Origin of the sequence: Vreelandella janggokensis, assembly GCF_031451615.1 — a bacterium.
GTDB lineage: Bacteria > Pseudomonadota > Gammaproteobacteria > Pseudomonadales > Halomonadaceae > Vreelandella > Vreelandella janggokensis.
This window is the reverse complement of the sequence record NZ_JARWAJ010000003.1, coordinates 251,972-270,904: the sequence shown is the minus strand read 5'-3', so window position 1 is coordinate 270,904 and position 18,933 is coordinate 251,972. Positions and strand designations below refer to the sequence as shown.

Annotated in this window: 20 protein-coding genes; 13 read left to right on the top strand and 7 right to left on the bottom strand. The window is 55.4% G+C overall.

The features are described from left to right. Window positions 1-6 precede the first annotated feature (6 nt). On the top strand, window positions 7-1,149 hold the full coding sequence (locus QC816_RS10865; RefSeq protein WP_199284769.1) for an amidohydrolase family protein: 1,143 nt from the start codon (window positions 7-9) through the stop codon (window positions 1,147-1,149). A gap of 206 nt (window positions 1,150-1,355) precedes the next feature. On the opposite strand, the gene QC816_RS10860 is transcribed toward QC816_RS10865, so the two are convergent. Then, entirely contained in the window at window positions 1,356-1,877 is a 522-nt protein-coding gene (locus QC816_RS10860; protein ID WP_422823505.1) for a hypothetical protein, read from the bottom strand. 142 nt (window positions 1,878-2,019) lie between these two features. Between QC816_RS10860 and QC816_RS10855 the strand changes: the two genes are divergently transcribed. Together QC816_RS10855 and QC816_RS10850 are read left to right on the top strand one after the other, a co-directional pair. Then, entirely contained in the window at window positions 2,020-2,172 is a 153-nt protein-coding gene (locus QC816_RS10855; protein ID WP_176243727.1) for a hypothetical protein, read from the top strand. 28 nt (window positions 2,173-2,200) lie between these two features. Continuing rightward, window positions 2,201-2,767 carry a sugar O-acetyltransferase gene (locus QC816_RS10850; protein WP_199284770.1) on the top strand — a complete coding sequence of 189 codons (567 nt, stop codon included), beginning with the start codon at window positions 2,201-2,203 and terminating at the stop codon, window positions 2,765-2,767. A gap of 137 nt (window positions 2,768-2,904) precedes the next feature. On the opposite strand, the gene QC816_RS10845 is transcribed toward QC816_RS10850, so the two are convergent. After that, entirely contained in the window at window positions 2,905-3,648 is a 744-nt protein-coding gene (locus QC816_RS10845; protein ID WP_268901059.1) for an SDR family oxidoreductase, read from the bottom strand. A 201-nt stretch (window positions 3,649-3,849) separates the two neighbouring features. Here QC816_RS10845 and QC816_RS10840 point away from each other — a divergent pair, with 201 nt between their 5' ends. Then, window positions 3,850-4,770 (top strand): AraC family transcriptional regulator, encoded by a 921-nt coding sequence (locus QC816_RS10840; RefSeq protein WP_264824440.1) that lies wholly within the window; start codon window positions 3,850-3,852, stop codon window positions 4,768-4,770. Window positions 4,771-4,795: 25 nt separating this feature from the next. On the opposite strand, the gene QC816_RS10835 is transcribed toward QC816_RS10840, so the two are convergent. Next, on the bottom strand, window positions 4,796-5,188 hold the full coding sequence (locus QC816_RS10835) for a RidA family protein (protein ID WP_264824439.1): 393 nt from the start codon (window positions 5,186-5,188) through the stop codon (window positions 4,796-4,798). Between the two features lie 140 nt (window positions 5,189-5,328). Here QC816_RS10835 and QC816_RS10830 point away from each other — a divergent pair, with 140 nt between their 5' ends. Both QC816_RS10830 and QC816_RS10825 read left to right on the top strand, forming a co-directional pair. Then, on the top strand, window positions 5,329-6,243 hold the full coding sequence (locus QC816_RS10830; RefSeq protein WP_264824438.1) for a LysR family transcriptional regulator: 915 nt from the start codon (window positions 5,329-5,331) through the stop codon (window positions 6,241-6,243). A gap of 89 nt (window positions 6,244-6,332) precedes the next feature. Further along, window positions 6,333-7,988 carry an FMN-binding glutamate synthase family protein gene (locus QC816_RS10825; RefSeq protein WP_199284773.1) on the top strand — a complete coding sequence of 552 codons (1,656 nt, stop codon included), beginning with the start codon at window positions 6,333-6,335 and terminating at the stop codon, window positions 7,986-7,988. A gap of 49 nt (window positions 7,989-8,037) precedes the next feature. Here QC816_RS10825 and msrQ read toward each other — a convergent pair whose 3' ends face one another. Beyond that, window positions 8,038-8,658: a protein-methionine-sulfoxide reductase heme-binding subunit MsrQ gene (gene msrQ / locus QC816_RS10820; RefSeq protein ID WP_085920190.1), complete on the bottom strand. Its 621-nt coding sequence runs from the start codon at window positions 8,656-8,658 to the stop codon at window positions 8,038-8,040. Further along, a complete protein-coding gene (gene msrP, locus QC816_RS10815; protein WP_268901055.1) occupies window positions 8,658-9,677 on the bottom strand; it encodes a protein-methionine-sulfoxide reductase catalytic subunit MsrP in 1,020 nt (339 codons plus the stop codon). The genes msrQ and msrP overlap by 1 nt, the downstream gene beginning before the upstream one ends. A 258-nt stretch (window positions 9,678-9,935) precedes the next feature. Here msrP and QC816_RS10810 point away from each other — a divergent pair, with 258 nt between their 5' ends. From QC816_RS10810 to QC816_RS10800, 3 genes are read left to right on the top strand one after another with little or no spacing between them, the layout of a single operon-like run. Then, complete coding sequence (locus tag QC816_RS10810) at window positions 9,936-10,910, top strand: DUF2157 domain-containing protein (protein WP_268901054.1); 975 nt, start codon at window positions 9,936-9,938, stop codon at window positions 10,908-10,910. After that, window positions 10,907-11,974, top strand: a complete 1,068-nt coding sequence (locus tag QC816_RS10805; protein WP_309782123.1) for a DUF4401 domain-containing protein — start codon at window positions 10,907-10,909, stop codon at window positions 11,972-11,974. Before QC816_RS10810 ends, QC816_RS10805 begins: the two co-directional genes overlap by 4 nt. Then, complete coding sequence (locus QC816_RS10800) at window positions 11,971-12,501, top strand: GDYXXLXY domain-containing protein (RefSeq protein ID WP_309782121.1); 531 nt, start codon at window positions 11,971-11,973, stop codon at window positions 12,499-12,501. Before QC816_RS10805 ends, QC816_RS10800 begins: the two co-directional genes overlap by 4 nt. Before the next feature lie 9 nt (window positions 12,502-12,510). Here QC816_RS10800 and QC816_RS10795 read toward each other — a convergent pair whose 3' ends face one another. Continuing rightward, window positions 12,511-13,422, bottom strand: a complete 912-nt coding sequence (locus QC816_RS10795) for a LysR family transcriptional regulator (protein ID WP_309782119.1) — start codon at window positions 13,420-13,422, stop codon at window positions 12,511-12,513. 150 nt (window positions 13,423-13,572) lie between these two features. Here QC816_RS10795 and ycaC point away from each other — a divergent pair, with 150 nt between their 5' ends. From ycaC to QC816_RS10780, 3 genes are all read left to right on the top strand, one after another. After that, window positions 13,573-14,196 carry an isochorismate family cysteine hydrolase YcaC gene (gene ycaC / locus QC816_RS10790; protein ID WP_085920196.1) on the top strand — a complete coding sequence of 208 codons (624 nt, stop codon included), beginning with the start codon at window positions 13,573-13,575 and terminating at the stop codon, window positions 14,194-14,196. A gap of 88 nt (window positions 14,197-14,284) precedes the next feature. Beyond that, entirely contained in the window at window positions 14,285-14,866 is a 582-nt protein-coding gene (locus QC816_RS10785) for an antibiotic biosynthesis monooxygenase (RefSeq protein ID WP_340322851.1), read from the top strand. 100 nt (window positions 14,867-14,966) lie between these two features. Then, entirely contained in the window at window positions 14,967-15,914 is a 948-nt protein-coding gene (locus QC816_RS10780) for a pirin family protein (RefSeq protein WP_309782113.1), read from the top strand. 52 nt (window positions 15,915-15,966) lie between these two features. Here the strand turns inward: QC816_RS10780 and QC816_RS10775 are convergent, their stop codons facing one another. After that, the gene (locus QC816_RS10775) at window positions 15,967-16,833 is read right to left on the bottom strand and encodes a pirin family protein (protein ID WP_309782109.1); all 867 of its coding nucleotides are present in this window, start codon (window positions 16,831-16,833) and stop codon (window positions 15,967-15,969) included. Between the two features lie 309 nt (window positions 16,834-17,142). Between QC816_RS10775 and QC816_RS10770 the strand changes: the two genes are divergently transcribed. Continuing rightward, complete coding sequence (locus QC816_RS10770) at window positions 17,143-18,870, top strand: mechanosensitive ion channel family protein (RefSeq protein WP_085920200.1); 1,728 nt, start codon at window positions 17,143-17,145, stop codon at window positions 18,868-18,870. Window positions 18,871-18,933 lie beyond the last annotated feature (63 nt).

Here is an 18,933-nt window from a genome sequence, read left to right as displayed (position 1 = left end):
ATTGTCATGAAACAGATCGAAAAAAAACTAAAGAGTCTGACAATGGGACGCCGCAGTTTTCTAACTGGCGCGGCGGCACTTGGTGTTGGTGCCGGGTTGTCCGCGCCTGCCATTATCTCCAGTGCTGCTGCGACAGAGAAATCGGTCATCGCATTGCGAGACCAGGATCTGCCATTTATCGCCACGGAAGAGACCTATACTACCGAGGAACTGATCGCGCTGAACGCGATTAACGATCAACACGTAGAGTACCTCAGGGAAACGGGTCTTGCAGAACTTGGCCCTGGCCGCATCGGCGCAATGGATAAGGCGGGGATCAATGTTCAAATCCTCTCCGCGCATACGCCGGGCGTGCAGAATGTCCCTGGTCAGGAGGGCATCGATTTCGCCTATCGTCTCAACAAGATGATTGCCGATGGCCCGATGGCCACCTACCCGGGGCGGTACCAGGCCTATGCAACCTTGCCTCTGCAGAACCCGGAAGCATCAGCGGACGAACTGGAACGCGCCGTTCGGGAAGATGGCTTTCTGGGGGCCATGACCAATGGATTCATTGGCAACAAATTCCTCGACCACCCGGATTTCGAGCCACTTCTGGCGCGCGCCGAGGCACTTGATGTGCCGATATACCTGCATCCAGGCTTCCCCCCGGAAGACGTGTTCAATATTTATTACAACACCATGCGGCCAGGGTATGACCAATTGTTCCAGAACTACATTTTCAGCGGTTCAGGATATGGATGGCACCAGGAGGTGCTGACTCAATGTCTTCGACTGATCATCACTGGGGTGTTCGATAAATTTCCTAAACTGCAGATGATTATCGGCCATATGGGAGAGGGCCTGCCGTTCTACTACGAGCGTATCGTGGGAGATATGAGCGAGTCGACTGAAGACTCGCTGAACAAGCCTATCGGGCAATACTTCAGTGACAATTTCTGGTACACAACCAGCGCATTCTTCCAGGATGAACTGCTTCATCTTTTGCTGAGGTACATCAGTGTGGATCGGGTGATGTTTGGAACGGATTACCCGTTTGCAGACATGAAGCAAGGCACCGACTGGTTTAGAGCGGTGGATCTGCCCCGTGACGCCAAGGAAAAAATTGCGTTCCGGAATGCAGAAAAGCTGTTTGGAATAAAGGTCTGACGCACCGGCTCGGGATCGAATGATGCCGATTGGTTTTGGTGTCAGCGGGGCCATAATCGGAGATCACTTTGGCTGTCGCTCAAGGGTACAGCAAAAGGATGCCAAGCAAGGCCTCTTGCCTCCTTGCGCCCCTACCCGCTGCTAGAGGCTTCCACCTATTTTGATCGCTCGAAGCAAGCCGGTGTGAGCGTCATGACGCTGATAACCTAATCATCGCGGCTTAGTGACTTTGCCGGGTCCTCTGCAATAACAACCAGTTCCCGGTCATTTTCCAGCGTTGCCAGGGCAACTTGATAGCAGTCTTCGATATGACGGTTGCCCATCATCTTCATGGCGGTGTAGCTGATGCCGCCTGCCACGGCGCTGCCAACGAAGGGTACGAACTTGGAGACGCCTTTTGCAGCGACCCTGACGCCCATCTTCTGTAGCAGCATCACGATCAGCTTTTTGGTGATGTATTTCCCCGCCATCTTGCTGCCCGTGTTGGAAATGGCCGTCATCACGAACAGCTTGGCTTCGGTATCCAAACCTTCGATTTGGTCAGGCGTTAGCCCGAACTGGTGATTAATCCTGGGGATCAGCCGCATCAAGATGGCGACGTCTGAGCCTACATCCACCCCCGGCAGGGGGATGATCGCCGCGCCGGCTGAAAGGCGTGAGCTGTTCGTGACCATTGCCTGGCACGACTGCTTGATGGCATCCAGGTCTTCCCGTGACGTGATCATCATGCGTTCCTCCTTCTCGCGAATGATAGGCGCTTGGCTAACGGCGAGCAGAGACGAGAGAACCGCTATGTTAACCACCCAAAACGTTTAGTTTCTATAGGTAATCTATGCGTATCAGTATGCTATTAAACGGCGGTAGACCGCCATGGCCTTCCTGGTCATTGGCGAATTGATCACGTCTACGCTTCTGAGCCAGCTAGTGATTCCCGTTGTCTACCGTGGTGTCGATGATATCGTGAATTTGCTGCACCGCTCGACGACGAACCGGCGCGAGACAATAAAGGCCGAGGTTGATTAATATGGGGCTCTAGCAAGGAAAGCGACTAATGCGAACAGAAAAAGACAAGATGCTAGCAGGAGAACTCTATAATCCTGCTGACCCGGTATTGAGAAAAGAGCAGGAGGAAGCAAGGCGCAAAGTGAGGCAGTACAATCAAGTACTGGAAACCGACGCTCAGCGCTTGAAAGCGTTAAAAGAGTTATTTGGCTCTACAGGGGAGTGTCTTTATGTAGAGCCCAATATTCGCCTGGACTATGGATATAATATTCATGTTGGTGAAAACTTCTTTGCCAATTTCGACTGCATACTGTTGGATGTTTGTGAAATACGCTTTGGCGATAACTGCATGCTGGGGCCGAATGTGCAGATTTATACGGCCACGCATCCCCTCGATCCGCATGAGCGCAATGCGGGTAAAGAGTACGCAAAGCCGATTAGGTTTGGAGATAACGTCTGGATTGGTGGCGGTGCCATCATTAACCCGGGCGTTAGCGTAGGCAATAACGTTGTTATTGCGTCGGGTGCCGTCGTTATTAAGGATGTGCCGGATAATGTGGTGGTCGGCGGTAATCCTGCTCGGGTAATTAAAAACATTGAAGTTGATAGAGCGTAATATTGAGTTAGCGTTGAAGTAAGGAGTTGTCTTCACCTCTCTTTGCTTTATCCATATCAGTTGGAGTCAATGGAAGAATGCACTGCAGTGCGTCAGCAAACAGTGCATTTGCCAGTTAGAAGGCTAGAGGAAAGGGCTTACATTTTACTGAGCATCTCGACCGCCTGATCGAAGTGTCCGTCGCGCTCCGCCCAACGCAGGAACTTTACGTTCTCCACCAGGATTTCCTTGGGCGTGGGTTGCTTGTGAAACAGTGTCATGACCTCTTCCATATAGTCATTAAGCGGCATATAGCCTTCGCGGGTCGACTGCCCAGGTGTCAGCTCCGTCTGTACCGCAGGTGGGGCCAGCTCGATGAGTTCAACCTTGCCCTTGAGCTGCTCGCGGAGCGAGATCGTATAGGAATGGATGGCTGCCTTGGTGGCGTTGTAGGTAGGCGTGCCGCTTAACGGCACAAACGCCAGCCCTGAGGAGACATTCACGATGGCGGCGTACGGTTGGTTGACCAGGTGGTCGGTCAGGGCATTGGTCAGTCGGATCGGGCCGAGCAGATTGGTGACGATCGTCTGTTCGGCATCAATGAGGTCATGGGTGCTGGTCAAGTCCTCGCGGCGCATGATGCCCGCATTGTTGATCAAAACGTTGAGCCTGGGATGCTCGGCGACGACGCGCTCCGCAAAGGTGGTAATGGCCGTTGGGTCTTCGACATCGAGGGCCATTGCGTGCATGTCATGCTGGCCTGCAATGGTTTCCTCTAGCGGCTCCATGCGCCGCCCGGCGACGATCACAGTGTTGCCCAGCGCGTTGAATCGCAAGGCTAGTTCGCGGCCAATCCCGGAACCACCGCCGGTAATGAGCATGGTATTGCCTGATGTTTTCATGGTTAACGCCTCCATTTCTGAATAACTCGGTATGACGAATGCCTTCGGCGTGGGTGTGATCGCCGAGCTGCCCCAGTGTTAATCATTCAGTGACGGCGGGGCTTGCCAGCCCATGCGCAAAACTTGCCTAATCCTGTAAGTGCAGCGAGTTTCCTGTTGATGGATGCTAACGTTGATCAACAGGCGGCGAGAGGAAAGCAGATGAATTCACTCAAACAGGCGGTTCAAGTCTATGCCAAGCACCACGCCAATCACGATGGTTTGGTGTTCACCTCAGTGCCCGGGCTTAGCATGATGTGCGTCGAAACCCCCGCCGGTGATTTGCAATCGGTCTACAAACCGCTGGTTTGCCTGGTGTTACAGGGGGCAAAGCGGATGACAGTCGGGCACCAGACCCGAGTGGTCGCTGGTGGGGAGTCGGTGCTCGTGAGCGCGGATATGCCGGTCGTCGGACGGATTATCCAAGCCAGTCAGGACGAGCCCTACCTGGCCGTTGCGATTGACCTGGATAGAAGAATATTGCGCGAGCTTACCGCGCATATGGGCAGCACCCGCACCCAGCGCCCATCCGAGATGCAGACACTATTCGCCGAAGACACTGAAGCCGAGTTGATTGACTGCGCATCCCGGCTGATAAAACTGCTGGATCGCCCCGATTCCGCGCCGCTTCTGCGTCCCGGCATCATGCAGGAGCTGCATTATTGGCTGCTCTCGGGGCCTCACGGCAATGCACTGCGTGAGATTGCCGATCCGGATAGCTACGCAAGCCGCCTCGCGGCCGCTATCGAGATTCTCAGAGCTAACTACACGTCACGTGTGCCGGTGGAACAGTTGGCGACTGAGGCAGGCATGAGTCTTAGCTCGTTTCACAAGCATTTCAAACACATGACGTCGCTAACGCCGGGCCAATACCAGCAGCGGCTGCGCTTGATCGAAGCACGCCGCCTGATGCTTGACGAAGGTGTGACCGCGAGCAATGCCGCCTTTGAAGTCGGGTACGAGAGTGTCTCTCAGTTCACTCGCGAATACGGTCGCCTTTTCAAGATGCCACCAAAGCGTGACGCGCTGCGCTTGCAGAAAACTATCGGGGCCGCCAGTAGAAGCGCTGCTCAGCCGAGATGAGTAGGCGCTTGAGTTATCAGGGTGTTTACTCGGGTAGCTTGGCAATGACCTTGATTTCAAAGTCGAACCCCGCCAGCCACGTCACGCCGACCGCGGTCCAGTTCGGGTAGGGTTTTTCCGGAAACGCGCGCGCCTTGGCTTCCAACCAGATAGGGAATTGGGCTTCCGGGTCGGTATGGAAGCTCGTCACATCGACGATATCGTCGAAGCTTGCCCCCGCTGCTTCAAGGACACTGTGTAGATTGTCGAAGGCAAGCTGCACCTGAGATGCAAAGTCCGGCTCGGGGGAGCCGTCTTCACGACTGCCGACCTGGCCCGACACAAACAGAAAGTCGCCCGAGCGGACGGCGGCGGAATAGGTGTTCTGCTCATAAAGCGCCTGGCGGCCCTGGGGAAAAACGACGTCTCGCTTAGCCATGTGAATCTCCTTCAGTGGTCGAATTCGACCGGTGAGTTACGGTGATATCACTTTAGGCCTGCCTTTGTGGTGGATAAACGGGGGATTCTGTTCAACATTGTTTGTAGTTTTCAAACAATCACGAGGTGCTTGTCGCAACCATGGATCGTTTCAATGCAATGCAGGCCTTTGCTCGGGTGGTGGAGACGGGCAGCTTTACCAAGGCGGCTGACACACTTCACATGAGCAAGACCAGCGTGACGCAACTGGTGCAACAGTTAGAGGCACGGCTGCGTGTCAAGCTGCTCAACCGCACCACACGCAAGGTTAACGTTACGGCGGATGGCGCGGCCTACTACGAGCGCGTCATCAAGCTGCTGGCTGATATGGATGATGCCGAAACCAGCCTGTCCAACGCCTCGGTGTTGCCTCGCGGCCGACTGAGAGTAGATGTGCCCAGCCCTTTCGCTCGCATGATCCTGATTCCTGCCTTACCTGCTTTTCACGCTCAATATCCCGATATTCAAATCGATATGGGCGTCAGTGATCGCATGGTGGATTTAATCGATGAAAGCGTGGACTGTGTGGTGCGGGGCGGAGAGCTTACCGATTTATCTTTGATGGCACGTCGCGTGGGTGATCTGACGCTGGGTGTTTACGCTGCACCAAACTATCTAAAAAGGGCAGGTGTTCCTTCGCACCCCCAAGAACTGTCGCTCCCGCCTCACTACATTGTCGGTTTCAGATGGGCACGCACAGGCTCTGCCTTTCCCTATGCCCTGCACCGCAACTCAGAGCGTGTCACCGTGCAGGGGCGCTATGTGATCTCGGTCGACGATGGCAATGCTGGGCTTGCCGCGGGCCTGGCGGGGCTCGGCGTTATTTGGTTGCCTGATTATATGGCTAGGGATCACGTATCTTGCGGCGAGTTGGTACGTTTGTTTGATGATTGGCACCTGGAGCCGATGCCAATGTACATCGCCTTTCCACCCAATCGACACGTCAGCGCCAAGCTGCGTGTGTTCATCGATTGGGTCGTCGAGTTGGTGGCGCAGCATGCGCCCGTCATGGGGTAAAAGCGGCTTGGTCGATCGTGCACTCTCTGCGTTATGCTAGCCAGTTTCGCCATGTGGTGTGAAACGACTCAAACGGAGTTTGTACGCTTATGATCAACCCCCGGGGGCTTACCCGCATTCCTCTCCGACATGCCACCTTTATTGCCTGTTTGTTGCTGTTGGCGATCTCGCTGATTGGGCTGATGTTTTCAATGATGTGGCTGTGGGGCGTGGTGGTCTTCGGCCTGCTGTCGGCGCTTGGGGTCCACGATGTACGTCAGCGTCGGCGTACCGTTAGCCGTAATTACCCCATCCTGGCCCACTTGCGCTATATCCTTGAGTCGATAGGCCCGGAGGTTCGGCAGTATTTTATCCAGTCGGACTTGGACGCGCGGCCTTTCTCGCGGGAACAGCGGGCGGTGGTCTATCAGCGTGCCAAGAATGAAAGCGACAAGAAGCCGTTTGGCTCGTTGTTGGACATGTATCAGCCGGGCCATGAATGGATCAATCATTCCCTTCAACCCAGCACTATCGACGATCACGATTTTCGTGTTCAGGTGGGCGGCAGCCGCTGCCGTAAGCCCTATTCCACCAGTGTGTTCAATGTTTCGGCGATGAGTTTTGGTTCGCTGTCGGCCAATGCGATTGAGGCGCTTAACGCCGGAGCGCACAAGGGTGGCTTTTATCACGATACCGGTGAGGGATCGATCTCCCGCTACCATCGCAAGCACGGTGGTGATTTAGTGTGGGAGATAGGCTCGGGCTACTTCGGCTGCCGTAACGACGATGGAACCTTCAGCGAGGAGCGCTTTGCGGCGAATGCCTGCGACGATCAGGTGAAGATGATCGAGATCAAGCTTTCCCAGGGGGCAAAGCCCGGTCATGGAGGCATTCTGCCAGGCGCCAAGGTGACTGCTGAAATCGCTGAGGCGCGGGGCGTACCGATAGGCGAGGATGTTGTCTCACCCGCCGCCCATACGGCGTTTTCAACGCCGCTGGCGTTAATGCATTTTATCGCCCGCCTGCGCGAGCTTTCCGAAGGTAAACCGGTGGGCTTCAAGCTGGCGATTGGCCATCCATGGGAGTGGTTTGCCATTGTCAAAGCCATGCTTGAAACCGGCGAGCGGCCAGATTTTATTGTGGTTGACGGAGGCGAGGGCGGCACAGGGGCAGCGCCGCTGGAATTTATCAATCGGCTCGGGGTACCGCTAACCGAGGCGCTGACTCTGGTTCACAATACGCTGGTGGGTGCTGGTCTGCGTGACGAAATTCGCATTGGAGCGGCGGGCAAGATCATGTCCGGTTTTCATATTGCCCGCACTATCGCCCTGGGAGCCGATTGGTGCAACGCCGGTCGAGGCTTCATGTTTTCACTGGGGTGTATTCAGGCGCTCAACTGCCATACCGATAAATGCCCCAGCGGGGTGGCAACCCAGGACCCGAAGCGGGGGCAGCATTTGGATGTCGCCGATAAGTCTGAACGGGTCTATCACTACCACCGCAACACCCTAAGAGCGTTGGCAGAGATGCTGGCCGCCGCCGGGCTTGGTCATACCAGTGAGCTGGGCCCAGAGCACATTATCCGGCGGGTGTCAGAAAATGAGATTCAATCCTACGATCAGCTTTTCACGTTCTTGAAGCCTAACGAGTTGCTGACCGGGAACTGCCATCACACAGTCTTTGAGCACTACTGGGAAAACGCCCGGTCAGATTCGTTCTTACCGCCTTCGCGGATTGCTCAATTGCGTTTCACTAAACTGGAGTGAACGGCATAACGGCTAGACGCCAATCATAAGATGCATTGCGTTGTGCTACCTACGCTCGACCCAACCGGTGGCGTAGTTTGGGCAGCGTGCGCGAGACAGGGGGCAGACGGGTGGCCATGACGAGCGCGCCAATGGCCGCATACATTGCCCATTCGCCCATATCGGCGCGTACCACCCAGAAAAAGTGCAGCAGAACGAGGCCCAAGATAGCGTAGGAAAATTTGTGCAGCGGCTTCCAGCGTTTGCCCAGGCGACGCATCGACCATTTGTTGGACGTTGCCCCGAGTACGGCCAAGCCGATCAGCGCGATCATGCCGACGATAATATACGGGCGCTTGACAATTTCGCTGCCCAGCAGCGCCCAGTTAAGCCCCAGAATAAACAGCGCGTAACTGAGCATATGCAGGGTGGCGTAGGCGAGGGTCCACAAACCCAGCTGGCGCCGGATCAGCGCGAAGCCTTTCCAGCGGGTTAGCTTTGTCAGCGGCGTCAGGCTGAGGGTAAACAGCAGCATCCAAAGCCCGCCAATCCCGATGTTGAGCAGCAGGTAGCGCCCTGGCTCCGGGCCAGCGGCGTTGTTCGCCACCTGCCAACTCCAGACTATCAGCGGCGCGAGTGCAGCGAGAAACACTGCCACCCGCCAGGCCAACCATTTGCGCTGCGTTGCCATCAGTAGTGCTTCCTCAAGTCCATGCCCGCATAGAGCTCGGCGACTTCATCTTCGTAGCCGTTGAACATCCGGGTGTCGATGGTATTGGAATTGAACAGGGTGTTGGGTAGGCGGCGCTCGGTTGCCTGGCTCCAGCGGGGATGGTCCACATTGGGGTTAACGTTGGCGTAAAAGCCGTACTCATCCGAGGCAATCTTCTGCCAGGAGTTGACCGGTTGTTCTTCGACCAGCGAGATGCGCACAATCGACTTGATGCTCTTGAAGCCGTACTTCCAGGGAACCACCAGCCGCAAGGGGGCGCCGTTCTGGTTGGGCAGTTCGCGGCCATACATGCCCATGGCCATTATCGTCAATGGGTGCATGGCTTCGTCCAGGCGCAGGCCTTCCACGTAGGGCCAGTCGATGATCGAGAAGGATGAACGCTGACCGCGCATCTGCTCCGGGTCGACCAGGGTTTCAAAACGTACGTACTTGGCTTTGCTGGTGGGATCGGCGCGCTTGATGATTTCGGCCAGCGGGATGCCCAGCCAGGGAATCACCATCGACCACGCTTCGACGCAGCGCAGGCGGTAAATGCGTTCTTCAAACTGCGACGGTTTGACCAGGTCCTCAAGCGCAAAACGTCCGCCGTTGTTCACCTCACCGTCGACCACCACGCTCCACGGCTGGGTTTCCAGGCTACCCGCATGGCGGGCAGGGTCGCCCTTGTCGGTGCCGAATTCAAAAAAGTTATTGTATTGGCTGGCGTCATCAAAGGGCGCGAGCTTGTCCTTTTCAGGGTCGCTTGGGGTGATGGCATCCCACTTGGCGTCGCTGATCTTTTCTTTCAGCCAACCGGGGGCATCGTCTTCGGGAACGTCCGAATAGTCGTCGGCGGCGGCCTGGGCACCACCAGAGAGCGCGAGCCCTGCCCCCAGGCCTGCCATGCCGCCCATAAAGCGCCGTCGGGATAGGTAGATAGACTCGGGCGTGACATCGGATTCGTGCAAGTCACTCGGTTTGGCAATCTTTATAAGCATTGGATGCCTCCTGTGGGGGTAAGCCGTCGACAGAGGGTGGCTGGGTTCGCTATAACATCAGCATCGTTTTAAAGCATACGCATTCGACGCTGAATTGGATGAAGGGTTCTACACAACTTGTATGTAAAAGCTTATAAAAACAAGTTGCAGGTGATCTTTTTCTTGCCGAGCGGGTGTAACGATGAACGCTGGCTCGGTCATCCTTTTTAGTAGACAGTTTCAAAACCTTATTGCTCTGACCGACTGACAAGGAAAACCATGGCTTCAAAACGCCGTGAACTGGTGTCGTTAATTGAACAGGGAACACTACCGCCCGAGCAGGTGGCGCGCGCGGTGGACGTTGCCGAGTTGTCTCCTTCCTCCCGGGCCTGGGCCGTGCTGATTGATCGGCTGCTGTTATGGCTAGGCGGGCTGGCGCTGGCTTTCGCAGTGCTGTTTTTCATCGCGTATAACTGGGCAGAGATGGGCCGCTGGCCGCGTTTTGCACTGGTGCAGGTGGCGCTGGTGTTGGCAGCCGGGGTTGCCGTTTGGGGCACTACTCGGCGGTTAATTTTTAAGGTTGCGATAACGGCAGCGTCCCTGCTGGTCGGGGTGCTCTTGGCGTTGTTGGGGCAGGTGTATCAAACCGGCGCTGACCCATGGCAATTGTTCTTTGCTTGGGCGGTGCTTACGCTGCCCTGGGTTTGGGTGGCGCGTTTTGAAGTGCTCTGGGTGTTGTGGCTCGGGCTGCTTAACGTCTCGCTTTGGCTTTATTTCGATACGTGGGGCGGGGCGCTGGATATTTGGTTTATCAGCAGTGATGCCATTTTCTGGTGGCTATTTGCGCTCAACACGACGGCGCTTGCCGTTTGGGAGTGGGGGCTACAGCGCCGGGGCTGGCGCTCGAGTCGTTGGGGTATACGCTTATTGGCGCTGGGAAGTGGGGTGACTGTCACGTTCCTGATGATGACATGGATCGTCAATTCGGCGTCTTTTGCACCGACGCTAGTGGTTTACCCGCTGTGGTTGTTGGCCCTGTATAGCATGTATCGCCTCTGGCGCCCCGATTTACTGTTGGTGGCGGGGGGCTGTGTATCGGTGATTAGTGTCGTGACGTTACTGATGGCCAGGTTCTTGATAGGGAAGGACGAGTGGCAGGCGGGCAGTATGCTGATGCTTGCGCTTGTGGTGTTAGCACTGGGGGCTGGGGCCGTGGTGTGGTTGAAGCGTTTACACTTGGAGGTTACCCAATGACGCGCGAAACGACACCCCTAATCATCCGGTTGGATCAGGCGGGTATCCCGTTAAACGAGCACGACACAGCAGCATCCCAGGAAGTGCCTTGGTTTGTACGCCTGTTGCAGGCATTTTCCGGTTGGCTGGCGGCGTTGTTCCTGCTTGGCTTTATCGGCCTGGGGGCTATGTCGGTGGTGGAAAGTTCGAAGGCGTCGATGGGGCTGGGAATCGCCATGATCGTTGCCGCGTTTGCATTATTAAGTGCGGCTCGCAGTGATGTGCTTGAACACTTGGCGCTGGCAGTGAGTTTGGTCGGCCAACTGTTAGTGGCTTGGGCATGGGTGATGGTCTGGGAAACGTCTGCTTATCTCTGGTGGCCACTGTTGGGTTTGCAGGTCGTGCTGGCGCTGGTCATGCCGAGTCTGGTTCATCGAAGCTTTTCTGCCTTTGCCGCCAGCTTGGCGCTGTATATGGCCTTGGCGATGAGTGCTTTGGACCAAGCCGCGAGCGGGCTGGTGCTGTTGGCGCTTACGCTGTTCTGGCTGAATGAGTTTCGCTGGCCCAGGCATATCAGAAGTGTCCAGGCCTGGGGCTATGGCCTCTTGGTGGGCCTGCTGGTATTGCAGGGAGTCGCGCATGTCGGGCAGCCGTTATTGATTCAATTTGAAAGTCACAGTACAGGCACCGGAGGGTGGTTGGCGCCGTGGTTGAATACCCTCGTATTAGCGCTGACGCTGGCACTGCTGCTGCAAAGGGTTTTCAAAACGCAACCGCGGCATTGGAGCGTCTTTGTAGGGGTTGCCGCGTTGCTCTTGATGTCTCTATACGTACCAATGGTTGTGCAAGGTGTCGTGGTGATGTTGCTAGGGGTTGCCATAGGTCATCGCCTACTGATGGGGCTAGGTGTGCTGTCGCTGCTGGTGGGGATGGGCAGCTATTACTACTGGCTGGATACGACGCTACTCATCAAGGCATTAACGCTGTTAGTGATAGGGGTACTGTCCTTCGTGCTGCGTTGGGTGCTGCGCAAGTCACTGCGTGTGTGGCATGGCGCCATCACACCGCGGGAGCCCAGGTCATGATGCTTAGTGCCAAGTGGAGTCGCGTTGTCATTATTGTGACCACCTTGCTGATTCTTGCGGTGGTCAACTGGGCAATTTGGGAGAAAGAGCGCCACCTGGCCGAGGGTGACATCGTTTACCTTGAGCTGGCGCCCGTCGACCCGCGTTCACTGATGCAGGGTGACTATATGGCCCTCCACTTCGCCCTCAGTAACCGCATTCAAAGCGCGCTTGGTCAAGCTGAGGCTGAGGACTCACAGCAAGCCAGCAATGGTTATGTGGTTGTGCGCTTGGATGAACAGCGTATCGCTCGATTCCAGCGCCTGGATGATGGCACCTCTTTAGCCGACGACGAACAGCAACTGCGCTATCGGATTCGCAATGGCCAAGTGCGCTTTGCCACTGATGCCTTCTTTTTCCAGGAAGGTCATGCTGAACGCTACGAGCCTGCCCGTTACGGCCGTTTTCGTATCAATGAAGATGGCGAACCCTTACTGGTTGCTCTCCATGATAGTGAGCTTAATCTGCTGGGAGCATCGGCTCGGTAGTCTCCCATGTCAGTATTCAGAACCAAGCGCGGCATAGCGTTCGGCAAGAAAATCCAGCAGCGCTCTGACCGAAGGCAGTAAGCCGCGTCGCGATGGGTAAACCGCATGAATGACTTCCCGCCGTGGTTCCCACTCGGGCACTACTTGCACCAAGGTTTTTGACCTGAGCGAATCTCCCAGCATCAAGCTAGGCAGTTGCACCACGCCGACGCCAGCTAAAGCCGCTTTATAGAGCGCGGTCATGTCGGTGGTAATAAAGCGTGGTGAATGTTCCACCACACGCTCGTCACCGTCACGCTTCAAGCGCCAAACATGCGGTTCTTCCGGCCGTGCCCGGCTTAAACTGGGCAGGTTGGCGAGCATCTCGGGGGTAGAGGGGACACCATACTCCTCAAGCAGTGTCGGACTTGCCACCAGGCACTGACCGCGATCCGACAGCACTTTAAGAATCAGGTCGCTGTCTTCCAGGGGGAGGGGGCGGGCACGCAGAGCGATATCCACGCCTTCCACGAGCGGGTCAATGCGCCGATTGGTGCCTTCGAGATGAACCTCTACCTCTGGGTAAAGGGTCATGAAGTCCGCCAGCATGGCACTCACGTGAAAGCTCAACAGCCCGGTGGGGCAGCTTATACGGATAACGCCGCAAGGGGCCTGCTTGCTCTCTTCAATGAACTGCTGGGCGGCTTCCGCTTCCACCAGCATCGCCTTGCAGTGCTGGTAATAACGGTGGCCAATATCGGTAAGCGTCAGGTGGCGGGTCGAGCGGTGCATCAGGCGAACATGCAACTGATTTTCTAGTTCGCCCACGCGCCTGCTCAGCTTGGATTTTGCGATGCCTAAGGCACGCCCCGCTGGCGAAAAACCACCGTGGTCGACGACCTTCACAAAGTAATACAGATCGTTAAGGTTGGGGGCCGTCATGTGTGTTCTCCCTATGCAACGCTGTGTCCTAATTTCTTTATCTAATCCTCGAATAAGCGGAATACTACACTCTATAAAGCATGTGGAAACGCATGTTGGCACTTCATTAGCCACTGCTCACGCAGCCTTGTAGATAAAAAGGAGTACATCATGGCCAAGCCCTATGTTCGTCTTGATAAAGAAAATGCCGCTGTTCTGTTGGTGGATCACCAAACCGGGTTGCTGTCGCTAGTACGTGACATTGATCCGGATCGTTTTAAAAATAACGTATTAGCGCTGGCGGATCTGGCTAAATATTTTGGACTGCCCACCATTCTCACCACGAGTTTTGAAGACGGTCCCAATGGCCCTCTGGTGCCCGAACTGAAAGCGATGTTTCCAGACGCTCCCTACATCGCACGTCCTGGGCAGATCAATGCCTGGGATAACGAGGATTTCGTTAGCGCCATAAAAGCAACGGGCAAAAAGCAGTTGATCATCGCCGGTGTGGTAACCGAAGTGTGTGTGGCTTTCCCGGCGCTCTCTGCTCTTGAAGAGGAATTTGACGTCTTCGTGATTACCGATGCTTCGGGCACCTTTAATGAGCTCACTCGTGATGCCGCCTGGGACCGTATGTCCACTGCAGGCGCACAACTGATGACATGGTTTGGCGCAGCCTGTGAGCTGCATCGCGATTGGCGCAATGATGTAGAAGGTCTCGGCACGCTGTTTGCCAACCACCTACCTGACTACCGTAATTTAATGAATAGTTACAGCACGCTGACCAGCAAGTAAATCGTACCCATGACGGGGGCGAGTGCGCCTCCGTCATGGCTTTTCAGGATGGCACCCACCGCGTGTCCATTGGTGATGGAAGATCACAATGATCTCTGAATCTCTTGCAGCTCCACCTAGCGAGTCGAGGGCGATCACACTGAAGATATGCCATCGTGTAAAGTCCGATGCCCGGGCCGAGTACGAGTCATGGTTAAAAAGAATTATTTATGTGGCCGCTCAGTATCCGGGGCATCTAGGCGTGCATATTTTGCGCCCTGCTGAGGGGCACAATGACTATGAAATCGCGCTAAGGTTTGCCTCCCATGCCGATGCAGGAAGATGGCTTGAGTCTGCCGAGCGAAAAGCACTGATCAATGATGCGTTACCTGCTTTTCGGGAAGAGGAGGTAATCGAGATTCAGAGCGGTATCGACTACTGGTTTTCGCCACCTAGTGCGCCCACCAACAAGCAGCCTGTGCGCTGGAAACAGTGGCTCGTGACCACCTCGGTTATCTGGCCGCTTACCCTTCTGGTTCCTGTTCTTTTGACACCGCTCTTTGCACTGCTCCCCTGGCTGAGTACGTGGGGGATCAGGCACGGTATCGTCGCGGCCAGCGTGGTAGGGCTGGTGGTCTATGTGGTGATGCCTCGCGTCGTCCGTTTGGTCGCCCCATGGATGTTTCGCTGATATGGATTAACTTAATAGAAGCGAGTACTGACAGTTGACTGCCTCATACAACCAGGCACACGACATCGTTGTCTGCCTCTCACTGCTGGAGGAAAACCCTATGAGCTGGATGCCTGATTTAGAGCCCAAATGCCCATCCGCCGGTAGCGTGAATGATATCGAGACACTGATTGTTCCCCGTGCTCGGGACCTGGGTGGTTTCGAGGTGCGCCGTGCGCTTCCTGCTCCTAAACGCCAGATGGTGGGACCTTTCATCTTTTTTGATCAGATGGGGCCCGTTGAATTTCTGAAGGGTGAAGGCATTGATGTTCGCCCCCATCCGCATATTGGGCTTGCCACGGTGACGTACCTGTATCAGGGGGCGTTCCAGCATCGCGATAGCCTGGGTACTGACCAAATGATTCGTCCTGGCGCGGTTAATTGGATGGTGGCGGGCAATGGGGTCACCCACTCTGAGCGCACCAGTGCGATCACTCGCCAGCACAAACACCCGCTATTAGGTGTTCAGACCTGGGTAGCGCTCCCTGAGACGCATGAAGACAAGCCAGCCAGCTTTGAGCATCACAGCGAGGAAGCGCTGCCGATACTTAAAGGCGAGGGCAAGGAAGTGCGCCTGATTTTGGGCACGGCATGGGGAGAACGGGCGCCGGTAGAGACCTTCTCCGAAATGTTTTATGCGGATGCGATATTGCAGCCAGGCGCAAAGCTACCGTTACCGGATAATCATGAAGATCGAGGTATTTATGTGATGTCCGGCAGTGTCCTTATCGCAGGCGAGACCTTTGAAGCTGGCCGCATGATGGTCTTCCGACCGGGCGACCCGATAACCGTGGTGGCTGGGGGAGCGGGTTCTCGGTTGATGTTACTGGGAGGCGAAACCCTGAATGGGCCACGGTATATCTCTTGGAATTTCGTCGCCTCTTCCCGTGAAAAACTGGCGGCTGCCAAGCAGGCTTGGGTAGAAGCGGATTTTGAGCATGGTCGCTTTCGCCTTCCCCAGGGCGATGATGCGGAATTTATTCCTTTCCCAGGGCAGCCTGGAACATAAAACCAAAAGCTAGCTGCCCAAGGCAGCTAGCGGGTTAGCTCAAAAGTGAGCTTCAGGTGGGCATCTTTCCAAAACGTCCAGAGTTGAAATCATCGATTGCCGCAATGATTTCATGCTCGCTGTTCATGACAAAAGGTCCGTGACCTACGACTGGCTCATTCAGCGGCTCACCACTGAGCAGCAGAAAAGAGGTGTCGTTATTGGCTTCGATGTTCATTGCTTCCCCTTCCCTTGAGAGTTCGACAACCTGTGCTTCCCGAACTACCTGTTCGCCATTGACCTGTACGGTGCCATGCAGTACCACCAGAAGCGTCGTCCAACCGGTGGGTTGGTTCAGCGTAGCGACTTTGCCGCCTTTTAACTGAACGTCCCAGACGTTCATGGGGGAGTAAGTGCGCGCAGGCCCTGCATGGTCAAGGTGCTCACCGGCAATAACGCGTACTTGGCCTGCTTGATCCGGCAATTCGATCACAGGGATCTGAGCATTAAAAATAGCCTGGTAGCCAGGGGCTGCCATTTTGTCTTTTGCTGGCAGGTTGACCCACAGTTGGACCATTTCCAGCGAGCCGCCTGACTGAGTAAATGCCGGAGAATGAAACTCTTCGTGCAGAATGCCTGCGCCTGCGGTCATCCACTGCACATCCCCGGGGCCGATGACACCCCCTTTACCGGTGGAGTCTTGGTGCGCCACTTCACCCTGGTAAACAATCGTTACCGTTTCGAACCCACGGTGCGGGTGCTGCCCCACGCCGCGAGGCCGTTTTGCAGGCGTAAAGTTTGCAGGGCCCGCGTAATCGAGTAACAGAAAAGGGCTCAGCTGTTCTGAACGTTGACCATAGGAAAAAAGCGAACGAACAGGAAATCCATCGCCTACCCAATGAGCCCGTGGCGCATTCGTCACACGCAACAGTTTTTTCATCATGTACTCCTGTTGGCAGAGATATGTTGTCACGCAGAAATCATACTGCTAGAACAAAAGGCGCAGTAGATGGGGTTTTTGGGAATCATTGTTGCAATATTGGAACGAAAGGCGAGCGGTGAGTGGACGCAGTTAACGACTTCCTTGTCCAAGTCGCCTGCATCGCCGCAGGTTATTGATGCACTCCACCTTGCTTCATAAAGCCAGGTAGGCTGTACTCTTGACTTCACTGACCAGGAAGGCCTGGAATGGCGCATTCCCGGCCTGTCGTCGGCAGACAAGTGGCCCATCTCAATCAATAAGGTAAGTATGAAAGCAACCGTCTCGTGGCCCGCGTGGCTAGTGCTGGTTCTGACCTTCACTTTTTCCAGCCTGTGCGCGGCGCAAACTCAAGGAGAAGAGAGCGAGAACCGTCGGTGGTTTAGCGTTGATTCGCTCAACACGGGGCTTGGCGAAGTACCTGAAGAAGCCAACCGCGTCACACCAAGGGAAGCCATGCGAAGCTTTCTTGATCTCACCGAACAGGGGGAGTACGAAAAAGCGGCGCACATACTCAATCTGTCGGAATTGAGCAACAGTGAGCAGCGCGAAAAAGGCCAGGAACTGGCTCGACAGTTGGCGGAAGTGTTCAAGCGTGGCGAACGGATCAGCGTCGATAACCTGTCGGGGCGAGAAGACGCCGTGATAGAAGACCCCGCTGGCCAAAACCCCCTTGTTGGCGAAACGCGGCGTAACCTGGAGTTGGCATCATTACGGGCTAACGGGCAAACCTATGATATCCGGCTTGCTCGCTATCGCGTGGGTGATGATGAACCGATGTGGCTGATCATGCCCATCAGCGTCTCGTATATTCCAGTGCTGTATGAAGAGTTCGGGCCATCGATGCTGGAGCAATATATCCCTGAACGCTTGCAGACGTCGTTTGGCATATTGCGACTGTGGGAATGGCTCGCTATTCCGGTTTTCTTGCTGTTCGTGGGCATGGTGGGCTGGGGGGTCCATCGCTTGATCGGTTTGATGTCGAACTGGTTGCCCGCCGGCGCTTTCCGCATGTTTGCCGAGCAGATTGGGATGCCGACGGCATTGATCGTGATGTCGCTATTCACCCAAATGCTGTTGAATTACGTCGTCTCGTTTTCGGCGGTGGCGACGACCACTTTTCGTGTTCTACTCATTGGTATTCTTGCTTGGGCGGCTGGCACCATCGCGATGCGTTTCGTGGATACCCTGATGCTGCGCATGACCCGACGCATGGTAGGGGAAATTGATGACACCAAGCCCAAGGATGATCGCAAATTACTGACGTCGCTCTACGCGCTACGCCGCATCATTATCCTGGTTTCCGTCACCGGCGTGTCGATTTATGTCCTCGGCCAGATACAGCTTTTTGAATCCATGGGGTTATCCATTCTGGCGTCTGCCAGCGTTCTGGCGGTACTGGTGGGTGTTGCCGGTCAGGCGGTGTTGGGCAATATTCTAGCGTCTTTTCAATTATCGTTTGCCAAGCCGATTCGCATTGGTGATCTGGTGATCTTTGAAGACCAGTGGTGCTATGTAGAAGGCATTTTTTATACCTTCATCCGCTTGAGAACCTGGGACGAACGGCGGTTGATCGTGCCTGTTACGTACTTTACGTCCAAGCCTTTCCAGAATCTCTCGGTCAAGAGCATCAAGATGTACCGATACGTGGAACTGACCCTGCACCTGAGTGCGGATATCGGGCTGATCAGAGACAAGTTTCTGGAGTTCGCAAAGGAAGAGGACTGCGTTATCGAGCACCACAAGCTGCTGTGTTATGTGACGGCCCAGACGGCAACGGCGCAAACCGTGTCCTGTTATTTAATGACCTCTGACCCCATGGCCGGGTGGACAGCGGAAATGAACGTAAGAGAAAAGCTGATGGCATTTATCCGCGATAATCACCCCGAATGGTGGCCGAGAGACGTCGTGGTTATCAGTCATCAGGATGTTGCGCGTGGGGCGAAAGTTAAAAGCTCCTCGGAGGCGGATAACGCTGAGGGGGAGCCGTCGGAATAGAATGAATCAGCGTCGAGGGTAGGCGACGGGGGTGAGGATGAGGGAAGCCTGCAGGGAGTCTAA